This window comes from Flavobacterium resistens (assembly GCF_900182645.1).
Taxonomy (GTDB): domain Bacteria; phylum Bacteroidota; class Bacteroidia; order Flavobacteriales; family Flavobacteriaceae; genus Flavobacterium; species Flavobacterium resistens.
Window position 1 is genome coordinate 560683 of record NZ_FXTA01000001.1, and the last position, 12540, is coordinate 573222.

The 12540-nt window shown below is 34.3% G+C and carries 8 protein-coding genes; 3 read left to right on the top strand and 5 right to left on the bottom strand.

Features of this window, described 5'->3' with window-relative positions; genetic code table 11:
• Positions 1 to 100 precede the first annotated feature (100 nt).
• The 3 genes from FN795_RS02285 to FN795_RS02295 all read left to right on the top strand — a co-directional run bounded on the left by FN795_RS02285 (position 101) and on the right by FN795_RS02295 (position 3827).
• Positions 101 to 1555, top strand: a complete 1455-nt coding sequence (locus FN795_RS02285; protein WP_142449187.1) for a sulfatase family protein — start codon at positions 101 to 103, stop codon at positions 1553 to 1555.
• A gap of 268 nt (positions 1556 to 1823) precedes the next feature.
• A complete protein-coding gene (locus tag FN795_RS02290; RefSeq protein WP_142449188.1) occupies positions 1824 to 2474 on the top strand; it encodes a VOC family protein in 651 nt (216 codons plus the stop codon).
• Positions 2475 to 2555: 81 nt separating this feature from the next.
• Entirely contained in the window at positions 2556 to 3827 is a 1272-nt protein-coding gene (locus tag FN795_RS02295; protein ID WP_142449189.1) for a DUF6624 domain-containing protein, read from the top strand.
• Positions 3828 to 3831: 4 nt separating this feature from the next.
• Here FN795_RS02295 and FN795_RS02300 read toward each other — a convergent pair whose 3' ends face one another.
• The 5 genes from FN795_RS02300 to FN795_RS02315 all read right to left on the bottom strand — a co-directional run bounded on the left by FN795_RS02300 (position 3832) and on the right by FN795_RS02315 (position 12245).
• A complete protein-coding gene (locus tag FN795_RS02300; protein WP_142449190.1) occupies positions 3832 to 5832 on the bottom strand; it encodes a heavy metal translocating P-type ATPase in 2001 nt (666 codons plus the stop codon).
• Between the two features lie 297 nt (positions 5833 to 6129).
• Positions 6130 to 7401: an efflux RND transporter periplasmic adaptor subunit gene (locus FN795_RS02305; RefSeq protein WP_142449191.1), complete on the bottom strand. Its 1272-nt coding sequence runs from the start codon at positions 7399 to 7401 to the stop codon at positions 6130 to 6132.
• Between the two features lie 2 nt (positions 7402 to 7403).
• Positions 7404 to 8651: a TolC family protein gene (locus FN795_RS21525; protein WP_154275347.1), complete on the bottom strand. Its 1248-nt coding sequence runs from the start codon at positions 8649 to 8651 to the stop codon at positions 7404 to 7406.
• 21 nt (positions 8652 to 8672) lie between these two features.
• Positions 8673 to 11816, bottom strand: coding sequence for an efflux RND transporter permease subunit (locus FN795_RS02310; RefSeq protein WP_154275346.1), 3144 nt, complete (start codon positions 11814 to 11816; stop codon positions 8673 to 8675).
• 105 nt (positions 11817 to 11921) lie between these two features.
• Complete coding sequence (locus FN795_RS02315) at positions 11922 to 12245, bottom strand: DUF6660 family protein (protein WP_244289935.1); 324 nt, start codon at positions 12243 to 12245, stop codon at positions 11922 to 11924.
• Between the last annotated feature and the right edge of the window lie 295 nt (positions 12246 to 12540).

Below are 12540 nucleotides of genomic sequence, written 5' to 3' on the forward strand. Positions count from 1 at the left end.
ACAGGCTTTTTTATTTTTATTCCGCGGTTTAAGAATATATTTGTAGCCAACCAAACTTATACAAGCCATTACACTATTTAAAATCCTAAAACCGTAAATTATGAAAAGAAGTCTCTTTTTAATTCTTCTTATGGCAATTACTTCCTTTAGTATTGCTCAAAGCAAAAACTCAAATACTAAACCTAACATCATTATCATCAACATGGATGATATGGGTTACGGCGACACTGAACCTTATGGAATGACTGGAGTAAATACGCCTCATTTTAACCAAATCGCGCAGGAAGGAATGCGATTTACTAATTTTAATGCCGGACAAGCCATTTGTACTGCATCGAGAGCTGCTTTATTGACGGGCTGTTATCCTAACCGAATCGGAATGTCGGGTGTATTGCTTCCGGGAGCGCATCATGCATTAAATCCAAATGAAGAAACAATTGCTTCACTTTTGAAGAAAAACGGATATAAAACGGCCAATTATGGAAAATGGCATTTAGGTAATCAACTTCCATACTGGCCAACAAATTATGGTTTTGATGAGTTTTATGGCATTCCTTATTCGCACGATGTTTGGCCAATTGATTATGATGGTTATTCAAAAGTTACGGATTCTAAAGATATGCGTTCGAGCTTCCCTCCGCTTCCGTTAATCAGTAATACAACTATTATTGATACTATTGAAAATATAAAAGATGCTTCAAAATTGACGACTCTTTTTACAGAAAAAGCAATTGGTTTTATCAAAAAAAATAAAAAAGATCCCTTCTTTTTATATCTCACGCATCCTTTGCCACACGCACCTTTGGCTGTTTCTGATAAATTTAAAGGGAAAAGTGATTTAGGGCTTTTTGGCGATGTAATCATGGAACTCGATTGGTCTATTGGTGAAATAATGAAAACTTTAGATAAAGAAGGAATTGCTAAAAATACCGTTTTGATTTTAACCAGCGACAATGGTCCGTGGTTGGTTTTTGGCGATAATGCTGGTTCTTCGGGCGGTTTTCGAGAAGGAAAATCAACAACTTGGGAAGGTGGCACAAGAGTCCCGTTCCTGATTCGTTGGCCCGGAAAAATAAATGCCGGAACCGTAAACAGCTCGTTAATGACAAACATGGATTTGCTGCCAACAATTGCAGCAATTACAGGAGCTTCATTACCAAAAAACCAAATAGACGGCTTGAATTTTCTTCCTTTGTTAACTGGAAAAACTACTAATGGACCAAGAGAGATTTTTTATTATTATTTTGGAGTTGGAAGCAATAATCTCGAAGCTATTCGATACAAACACTGGAAATTGGTTTTCCCTCATAAAGGCACTACTTACAATAAAAAATTACAAGGAAAAGATGGACTTCGTGGTGAAGGCGCTTCCGCAGAATTTTCAATGGCGCTTTACGATTTAGCACATGATCCCGGAGAAGTTCGCGATGTTCAGCAATTGTATCCTGAAATTGTAGCCCAAATTCAAAAAATTGCCGATACAGCGAGAGAAGATCTTGGTGATGATTTGAATCAAAAAGTGGGAAAAAATGTTAGAAAACCTGCTACTTACTAAAACACAAAAGCCCGATAGTAATCGGGCTTTTTTTATTTAAACACGAAGATTACAAGAGGAAAGTTTTTTCGATAATCTTACCACTATGATAGTTTCTCTTTTTGTAACTTTAATAAAATATTTAGATATGCTATTTAACTTCAATCAATAATTATTTTTTATTCTTTCATTGACGCATAAAATAACGCCACATCCTAGATATCACTGGCATTTTTTAAATTTGTCTATCACTCTAAAGAAGCTTTTTTCTTTTATAAAAATTACCGCCATGAGAATAGATCAAATACAAATTACAACAAACGATATTCAAAAAACTAAAACATTTTATCAGAACCTTTTTGGGCTTTTTATTCTGGAAAATGATCAAAAATCAATAACATTTCAGGCTGGAACTTCTATTTTAAAATTTATTGAAGATCCCGAATTTAATTCCATATACCATTTTGCCTTTAATATTCCTGAAAATCAGCTTGAAGAAGCTATTCAATGGTGTCAGGACAAAGTTGATTTAATTGTTTTGGATGACAAAAGTGTTGTTACTCATTTCGAAAATTGGAATGCACATTCTATTTATTTCTTTGACCATAACGGAAATTTACTCGAATTCATTGCCAGACATGATCTTAATAATGAACAAGTTGGTGAATTCAACTCTGCTTCTATTTTAAGCATAAGCGAAATCGGAATTGTTACGGAAAGTCCACTAAAATTAGGAAACCAATTAATCGAAGAACATGGACTTCATTTCTTTTCTCAAAATACAAATACCGAAAAATTTGCTGCAATTGGCGATCATGAAGGTTTATTGATTCTGGTGCAGCCTACAAGAAATTGGTATCCAACTCAGATTCCTTCTGAAAGGAATCCAATCAAAATAACTTTAGAAAATGATGAAAATATAATTGAATTACATTTATAAATCATTTCATATCAAATAGATAAAAATATAATTTGTATTTTCATCACAGAAAAAAATATTTATAATATAGTTTTAACCTGTATGAAAAGATACTTCTTCCTCATATTATTATTTTGGAGCTTTTACGTTTCTAACGCGCAAACCAATCTCGCATATGAAAAATTAATCGCAGAAGCTTCTTTACTTCATCTTCAAAAAGATTTTAAAAACGCTATTATAAAACTGGAAAAAGCTTTTTTGCTTGAAGAACCTGATGCATTAAATGCTTATAAAGCTGCGGGAATGTATTCGTTAGCTCAAAATAAAACGGAAGCTTTTAAATATTTAAATATAGCTCTAAATAAAGGATGGACTGAAGCAGAGCAACTTTCCATAGATCCGTATTTTGATTTTTTACGTGCTAAATATCCATATATGTGGAAAACAATTAAACAAAAAGCACAATTGAAAGAGCAGCAATATGAAAAGAAATTAAAACTTCCAGAATTGCGTAAACAAATCAACGCAATGGGAATTGCAGATCAGAAAATTAGATATTGGAAAATACAAACTTCAGATCCTGTTCTCTTGAATGAATTACAGCAGAAAATTAACGACTTAGATTTTAAAAATCTGTCGAAAGCAAAAGAGATTCTGAAAAACTATAACTGGCCAAAAATATCAGAAATAGGAAAAGATGGTGCCCATAATTTCTGGCTAATTGTACAGCATGCAGATCAGGATATTTTATTCCAGAAAGCAGCTTTACATGAAATGGACAAATTAAAAGGGACGAAAGAATTGGACATGGAAAACTATGCTTTTTTGTACGACCGAGTGCAATGCAATCTCAATTATAAACAAGTTTACGGAACGCAGGTAAATTGGACACAAAATGGTGAAGCTTCAAGTTTTAGAGGTATAATTAAAGAAAATGAAGCTGATAAAAGAAGAAATGAATTTGAGCTTCTTCCTTTAAAAATTTATGCTTTAAATTATGGTTTTAAATACACGATTCCAACAGCTGAAGAAGCGTCAAAAAAGGATAAAAAAGATATTGAGAGTACATTAAATCTAATAAATGAGGCTAAAAAGTATTACGAGACAAAAGAGTTTCAGAAAGTATATGATAATTATAATAATGCGTCCATGATTTTGGGCGGAATGACAAGTGAACAAAATTTTGAAGCTTCTGAACTGTTTGCAAAAATTTACAATCAAACTCATGACGAACAGTACAGAAGCATTTCTTTAGATTTTTTAAATTTGAATTATCTCAGAGGAGATTTGGATAAAAAAGTACTCTTATCAAATAAAGAATTTAATACATTTTATTCCGAAAAAAGATGGAAAGATATTATTGATTCTTTATGATACTCTAAAACTTCATCTTCTGAATTCTAACGGCATTCAAAATCGCCAACAACGCCACTCCAACATCAGCAAAAACAGCTTCCCACATAGTTGCTAATCCGCCCGCGCCCAGAATTAAGACAAAAGCTTTTACAACAAAAGCCAGCGTAATATTCTGCCAGACAATTTTTTTGGTTTGTTTTCCAATGTTGATTGCCATTGCAATTTTACTTGGTTTATCATCCTGAATTACAATATCTGCGGTTTCAATAGTGGCATCACTTCCTAAACCTCCCATTGCGATTCCAACTGTGCTGAGCGCAATTACAGGCGCATCGTTAACACCATCACCAACAAATGCGACTGATTCGTTTTTAGCTTTAATTTCGTTTACTTTATTGACTTTATCTTCGGGAAGCAAATCTCCAAACGATTTTGCAATTCCAAGTTTATCAGCAACAAATTGAACTACATTGGTTTTATCGCCACTTAGCATTGTTAGTTTTACACCCAAAGATTTTAGTTTTAAAACCGTTTCTTTTGCATCTTCCTTGATTTCATCTGCAATTGTTAAATATCCAGCAAATTTTCCGTCATAAGCAATCGCAATTGTGGTATAAACTATTGCTGACGGATCAATATCGTACGGAATAGTATATTTATCCAAAAGTTTGAAGTTTCCAACATGAAGTTCTTTTCCGTTAAAGGAAGCTTTTAAACCATGTCCGGCAATTTCTTCTATATTTTTCAATTCTACAGAAGAATCAATTGGTCCGACATGATTATGAATTGCAGTTGCCACAGGATGTGTACTTCGGCTTTCTAAGGTATTTACAATTTTCAGAATTTCTCCTTTATCAAATTCAGTTTTTATAATAACTTCCTGAACTTTAAAAACGCCTTCTGTCATCGTTCCGGTTTTATCAACCACCACATTCTGGATTGTCGAAATACTGTCCAGAAAATTACTTCCTTTAAACAGAATTCCGTTTTTACTTGCAGCACCGATTCCTCCAAAATACCCAAGTGGAATACTGATAACCAGTGCACAAGGACAAGAAATAACTAAAAAAACTAATGCTCTGTATAACCAGTTGCTAAAAACGTAATTGTCTACGAAAAGCATCGGAATCAAACAAATTGCGATTGCTAAATACACTACAATTGGCGTATAAATTTTGGCAAATTTTCTGATGAACAATTCCGCTGGCGCTTTTTTGGTTGTAGCATTTTGTACCAGCTCTAAAATTTTAGATAATTTACTGTCGTTGTAAGCGGTTGTAACTTTTACTTCAGCAATCGTATTTCCGTTTATCATTCCTGCCAAAACAGTTTCACCTTTCTTCTTCGTATCAGGTTTACTTTCTCCCGTTAAAGCTGCAGTATTAAACGAAGCAGAATCAGATAATAATTCGCCGTCTAAACCTAATTTTTCACCCGCTTTCAGTTGAATAACCACTCCAATCTGAACGTCTTTTGCCTTTACTTTTAGAGCAACATTATTTTCTAAAATCGTAACCTCATCAGGGCGCTGATCCAGCAAACTTTTAATACTCGATTTCGCCCGATTTACTGCCATTCCCTGAAAAGTTTCTCCAATTGTATAAAACAACATAACTGCAACACCTTCTGGATATTCGCCGATTGCAAAAGCGCCAATTGTTGCAATACACATCAGGAAAAATTCAGAGAAAATATCGCCTTTTACAATGCTTTCATAAGCTTCTCTCAAAACTGGAATCCCAACTGGAAGATAAGCAATAATGTACCACGCAATTCTGATATATCCTGTAAACCAATTTTGAGGATAATAGTTGTCAAATCCAATTCCGATAATCAATAAAACAAGGGAAATTATTGACGGCATAAAAAGTTTAAAAAGCCCGCCTTCAGTATTGTGTTCATGATCATGACCTCCGTGATCATGTCCATCATTTTCTAAATGTATTGGTTCATCGTGCGAGCAGCAGCAGGAAGCTTTAGGCTTGCTTTTTGTATTTTTTACTTCTTTATCTTGATGTATCATTTTTTGAGTTTCAAGTTTCAGGTTTCACGTTTTAAATGCCTGAAGTTTTGTTTAAATAATGTCCTAAATTTAAGCAATTTGTAGCAAAGTTTATTGCCATAAAGGCACTAAGACACAAAGTTTTTTAATGTTGAAAGGAGTTAATCACGCAAAGGCGCGAAGCTGCAAAGTTTTTCAATTGAATTGCCTCCAGCTAAAGCTGGAAGCAACTCAAATTAATCTTATAAAATCTATAGAAAAAAACTTAGCGACTTAGCTTCTTAGTCCCGATAACTATCGGGATAGCACCTTTAAAAATCAATGCTCATGCTCTCCTCCACCTTTCATTGCTGAAAGCAGATAAAAAGCGCCTTTCGTTACAATTTTAGCATTCGCAGGAACTTCATTTACAAACTTAACTTCTGTAAAGCCTAAATCTGTTGTTCCAGGAACTACTTCTATAGCTTTAAAATGAACTTCCTGTTCATGAACTTCTTCTTTTTCGCCAACTGCATGATCGTGTTTTTGCTCTGTTTTTTCATTCTCTTGCACAAATACAAAATACTTATCTGCGTTTTTAACCACAGCATCTTTTGGCAAGGCAGGAACCGTAGCATTGGTAATATTAATATTCGCCGAAACATACATTCCCGGAATTAAACCTTTTGCGTCAGCAGGATCGATTTTAGCGTGAACAGCAACGGTTTTACTTTCATTAGAAAATGATTTATTGACTCCGAAAATCTTTCCTTTAATCGATTTATTCGACTGATTTGTTAATACAAAATCAATTACCTGACCAATTGAAATCGAACCTAAATCTTTTTCATAAACATTTAAATCCAAATGCATCTGACTATTATCAACTACTTCAAAAAGTGAAACTCCTGTATTTGCAAAAGCACCTTTAGCAATATTGATTTTTCCAACATAACCATTTATTGGTGAAACAATTGGAACTACTGACGTTGTTCCTTTTGTACTTACGTGCAAAGCATCAAGTTTATTTTTTGCTGCTTGTGCGCGTGCTCTTTCAGCCGCTAATTTTGCTTTTACTTCCTGAAAAGTCTTTCTCGGATTTACATTTTCATCACTCAAAGTTTTCTGACGGTTATATTCCAATTGCAAATATTCTACATTAGCTGTAGCCGAATGGTAATCTTCCTGCATTTCAATTACTTCCAGATTTTGAATTGTTGCCAAAACTTTTCCTTTATTGACAAAAGTTCCTTCCAAAACATAAATGTCTTTTACGGTTCCGCCAATTAAAGTCGAAACCTCAGCTGAATTTTGAGGAGGAACTGTTGTGTATCCATTCGCTTTAATGATTTTCTTCAGATTTCGATCTTCGACAATTCCGGTTTCAATTCCGACTGTTTTGTATTGAGAAGTGGTTAAAACAACTTCTGTAGTCGATTTTTCTTCTTCTTGCGGTTCTTCAGTTTTCTTATCATTACAACTTGTTAGAATAATGTTAACCGCAAGGATCGCAAAGGCAAAGCGCCAGGCACGCAAGGAAATTAAACTTTGCGAACTTTGCGTTAAAATCTTTGCGCTCTTTCCGGTTAAATAATTAAATATATTTTTCATTTTTAATTGTTTTTGATGGTTGGGAATTGAAGTTCGATTGCACTTTGATTGTAGCTGTGCGTAGCCTCTGCAAATTGTTTTTTAATATCAATTGCCTGATTTAAAAAACTGATATACGACCAATAACTCATATCGCCATTTGCGTAACTTTTCTGCGCCGTTTCAATAATCTGATTGGCGTATTGCGAGCCTTCATTCTGAAAATAAGCTAAATTTTTCTGCTGCTTTTCGAAGTTATTCTGCAATTCATCTCTTTGCAGGTTTAAAATCATTTTATTTTTGTCTAAAGCCAATTGTGATTGCGAAATACTGATTTCTGCCGCTTTGGCTTTCGTCGTATTTACACCTCCAAAAAGCGGAATCTGTAATCCTGCTGTAAAACCCTGAAAAAGAGATTCTGTATTAATGGTTTGTGCAAAATAACCTAAGCCAACTTTTGGTGTTCTTAACGCTTTAAAAGTTTGAGCTTCTTTTTGATAAACTGAAATCTGTTGTTGATACAAATCCGTTACTAAAGTTTCTGCCTTTGTGTTTTGCTGATTTTCTATGAAAGTATATTGCAAAGCTGTATTTTGATCCGGAACTATATTTTCATTCGTTTGAATAAAAAATTGCAATTGTTTCTGATAAATCGCCAAATCGTATTCTAATTGTGCTTTCTGCGTTTCAATTTCTTTTACTTTGGCTTTTGCACTAATTACTTCAATATTTCCGCTTTCTCCAGTTTTAAAACGAAGTTCAGCATTCTTTAGGAATTTGGTATAAATCTCATTCAGTTCAGCGTTCAATTTCTGAATCGAAATGCCATACAAATATTGATAATAGGCTAAAGTCACGGCTTTTTCAATTTCATAAGAAGACAAAGCTTTTCTTTTTTCAGCCAATTTTGCCAATTCTTCCTGCAATTGCCGATTGGCTTTTGTAATATTTCCTAAAGGAAAAAATTGTTGTACAGAAACGTTATGATCATAATCGGCACTATTGAATTGACCGCCTTGATATTGCACCTGAAGTGGATCTGGCTGAAAAGCTGCTTTTTTCAAAATCGTTTGTTTTTCAATTTCTTTATCAGCGATTTTTAGGTCGATATTGTTTGATTTGGCTAGTTCAATTGCTTTTTCTAAGGTTATAGATTGCTGTGCAAATATTACTGTACTTGCCAATAGAAACACACTTAACCGCAAAGTTCGCAAGGTTTTTTTCGCAAAGTCCGCAAAAGTTAAATTTTGAGTTTTATATATTGAATTCATTTTTCTTTCTTTTAAAATTTATTAGCGTTCTTCGCGTAAATCTTTGCGCTCTTTGCGGTTCAGCCTACGTTCTAGCATTAAATAAAAAATCGGCAAAACGATCAGGGTTAATAAAGTTGCCGAGATTAATCCGCCGATAACCACGGTTGCTAATGGTTTTTGAACTTCTGCCCCACCGCTTGTTGATAATGCCATTGGCAAAAATCCTAATGAAGCTACAGAAGCTGTCATTAAAACCGGTCTTAATCTTGTTTTGGTTCCGATTAAAACACGTTGCAACGGATCTAAAATTCCTTCTGTTTTTAATTGATTAAAATATGAAATCAGTACGATTCCATTTAAAACCGCAATTCCGAATAAAGCAATAAAACCAATTCCGGCTGAAATGCTAAACGGCATTCCTCTCAGCGAAAGCGCAAAAACACCTCCGATGGCTGATAATGGAATGGCGGTAAAAATCAACAGCGCTTGTTTTACACTTTTGAAAGTAAAATAGAGTAAAACTAAAATCAATCCCAAAGCAATTGGCAACGCGACAAAAAGTCTTTTCGAAGCTTCAATTAAATTCTCAAATTGTCCGCCGTATGTTACGTAATAACCTACGGGAAGTTTAAAATTTTTATCAAGTTTTGCCTGGATTTCTTCAACAACGCTTTTTATATCTCTTCCTCTCACATTAAGTCCAACTGTAATTCTTCGTTTTCCATCTTCGCGGATAACCTGCACCGGACCTTGTTCGTATTCAACCGAAGCCACTTGAGAAAGCGGCACTTGTTGGCCATTTGGAAGCGGAATAAACAAATTGCTTACATCTGTAATATCACCACGATTGTCTTCATTCATTCTTACAACAACATCAAATCTTTTGTTTTCTTCATAGATTTTTCCGGCGCTTTCGCCAGCAAATGACGAACGAATGATTTGATTGATATCCGAAATATTCAATCCGTAAAGGGCAATTTTATTGTAATCGTATTTAATCGTAATTTGAGGCAATCCTGTTACTTTATCTGCTTTTAAGTCGCCAATTCCTTCAATGTTTTTGATTTTCGAAATCAATTCTGTTGCTTTCGAATCCAGAATATCCAAATCGTCGCCAAAAATCTTAATAGCAATATCAGATCGGCTTCCGGTCATTAATTCGTTAAAACGCATTTGGATTGGCTGTGAAATCTCAATATTGGCACCAGGAATTATTTCCATTTCTTCTTTCATAGCATTTGCCAATTCTTCCCAATTATGATATTTACCCTTCCATTCTTTTTTCTCTTTTAAAACAATAATCAAATCACCACTTTCAATTGGCATTGGGTCGGTTGGAATTTCGCCGCTTCCTATTTTGGTTACAATGGTTTTGATTTCAGGGAATTTAGCTTTTAAAATCTGTTCGAATTTTGTAGTGGTTTCTACCATCTGCGTAAGCGAACTTCCCGTCATAATTGTGGCATTTATCGCTAAATCACCTTCTTCGATTGTTGGAATAAATTCGCCTCCCATGTTTTGGAAAATAATAAATGCCAAAGCAAACAATCCTAAAGCGATAGAAAGAACCACTTTTTTAAATTCCAAAGCTTTATTTAACAAAGGCGTATATTTATTTTCTAACCAAGCAATCATTCGATCACTGATGTTTTCTTTATGATCTGTTTTTTTGGAAAGAAACAAAGCACTCATCATTGGAATGTAAGTCAGGGAAAGAATAAAAGCTCCAATAATGGCAAAACCAACTGTCATTGCCATTGGCTTAAACATTTTTCCTTCGGTTCCAATTAAAGCAAGTATTGGCAGATAAACGATTAAAATGATTATTTCTCCAAAAGCGGCACTATTCCTGATTTTTGAAGCCGAATTATAGACTTCGGAATCCATTTCTTCCTGCGTTAATTCTTTTTTGTTTTTCAATTTCTGAAGATGATGCATTGTGGCTTCGACAATAATTACGGCGCCATCGACAATGATTCCGAAATCTATTGCACCTAAACTCATCAAATTCCCGCTTACGCCAAAAGCATTCATCAGAATAACAGCAAATAACATCGCCAACGGAATAACCGAAGCAACTATTAATCCGGCACGAAGATTTCCTAAAAATAAAATCAGTACAAAAATGACGATTAAGGCTCCTTCTAATAAATTCTTTGCAACAGTTTTAATCGAATTATCCACGAGTTTCCCTCTGTCTATAAAGGCTTCTGCAACAACCCCTTCTGGTAGACTTTTGTTGATTTGGGCCATTTTTTCATGAACACGATTTACAACAGCACTGGAATTTTCTCCTTTCAGCATTAAAACCATACCTGAAACAATTTCGCCTTTTCCGTCTTTTGTAGAAGCGCCATAACGTAATGCAACTCCTTCACGCACCTGAGCAACGTTACGTACTAAAACCGGTGAACCGTTTCTGTTTTTTACTACAACATTTTCAAGATCTTTAATGCCTTTCGCCATTCCTACTCCGCGAATAAAGTAGGTATATTGATCTTTTTCAATATAAGCGCCACCTGTGTTTTGATTGTTTTTTTCTAAAGCATCAAAAATTTCGGTAATGGTAACACCTAAACTATTGAGCATATTCGGGTTAACGGCGATTTCGTATTGTTTTAATTTTCCGCCCCACGCACTTACCTCAGCTACGCCACGAACACCTTGTAGTTGTGGAATAATAATCCAGTCCTGAATTGTTCTCAGTTCTATCGCACTGTATTTGTTTTCATAGCCTTTTTTGGCATAAACATCATATTGATAAATTTCGCCTAAGCCTGTAGAAATAGGCGCTAATTCGGGAGAATTTACATAATCAGGAATATTTTCTTCGGCTTGTTTTAAACGTTGAAATATCTGCTCACGAGCCCAGTAAATATCTACATCGTCTTCAAAAACAACGGTTACAACTGATAATCCGAAACGGGAGATACTGCGGAGTTCAATTACTTCCGGAACTGTTTTTACAGCTCTTTCTAACGGATAAGTAATTAATTGTTCTACTTCCTGACTTGCCAAAGTGGGCGCCGTAGTAATAATTTGCACCTGATTGTTTGTGACATCCGGCAAAGCATCAAGTGGCAATTTTTTAAGCGAATAACTTCCCCATGCAATAAGCACGAGGGTAAATAATAGTATAACGAATTTGTTCTTTATACTAAATTGAATGATTTTATCTAGCATTTGAATAATATAATGATATGAGAAATTAGGCAGAATATTGCCCTAAATGTGCGGAAAGTCCGCAACTCTCTATCCTGATCCTAATTTAAATTAGGTCAGGTATCATTATGCTATTTGAGGGGGTTGCCAAATACTTCCATAGAAATTGGAAGCAAAAACAGAATTATAACTTGGTAAAGGAATTGAAATAAGATGATTTTCTGAAGGAAACTCAAAAACTGCAACATTTTGATAATTTAATACCTGAGCTCCACAGCAATTACAAGCACAAAATGGCGAACATAAATCGTTGTCTTTATCATGAGAATGATTTGCTTCAGAAGAAAACTGAGCTGTTTTATGCGCAGCACTATTCACTTCCATATCTGCACAAGGCATATTTGAAAGTGCCATCAAATAAATTGACAATAATACTGTAATCCATTTCATGTTGTAAAAATACTATTATTTTTTAAAAATATAAATTATTGATATTGATAAATGTAAAAAACAGCAAACTAGCTTTTAACAACTGTTGACTTATTTTTTAAGTGAATTGATACTTTATTAAGAAATTTTGCAAGAGGTAAGAAAATTTCGTTAACTTTAACATTAATTAACACATTATGAAGCCTTAAGCATAATTTTAAAACCTACACTACGTATAGCAGATAAAAAGATTACCCCATATTTATTAGTGCATATTTATTTTTCGCAGTTTATTAATTAACATTAAAACACTCTA

Excerpts from the sequence above, each read along its gene's own strand:
- FN795_RS02315 (WP_244289935.1), bottom strand. The coding sequence starts at position 12,245 with ATGAAATGGATTACAGTATTATTGTCAATTTATTTGATGGCACTTTCA.
- FN795_RS02300 (WP_142449190.1), bottom strand. The coding sequence starts at position 5,832 with ATGATACATCAAGATAAAGAAGTAAAAAATACAAAAAGCAAGCCTAAA.
- FN795_RS21525 (WP_154275347.1), bottom strand. The coding sequence starts at position 8,651 with ATGAATTCAATATATAAAACTCAAAATTTAACTTTTGCGGACTTTGCG.
- FN795_RS02295 (WP_142449189.1), top strand. The coding sequence starts at position 2,556 with ATGAAAAGATACTTCTTCCTCATATTATTATTTTGGAGCTTTTACGTT.
- FN795_RS02310 (WP_154275346.1), bottom strand. The coding sequence starts at position 11,816 with ATGCTAGATAAAATCATTCAATTTAGTATAAAGAACAAATTCGTTATA.
- FN795_RS02305 (WP_142449191.1), bottom strand. The coding sequence starts at position 7,401 with ATGAAAAATATATTTAATTATTTAACCGGAAAGAGCGCAAAGATTTTA.
- FN795_RS02290 (WP_142449188.1), top strand. The coding sequence starts at position 1,824 with ATGAGAATAGATCAAATACAAATTACAACAAACGATATTCAAAAAACT.
- FN795_RS02285 (WP_142449187.1), top strand. The coding sequence starts at position 101 with ATGAAAAGAAGTCTCTTTTTAATTCTTCTTATGGCAATTACTTCCTTT.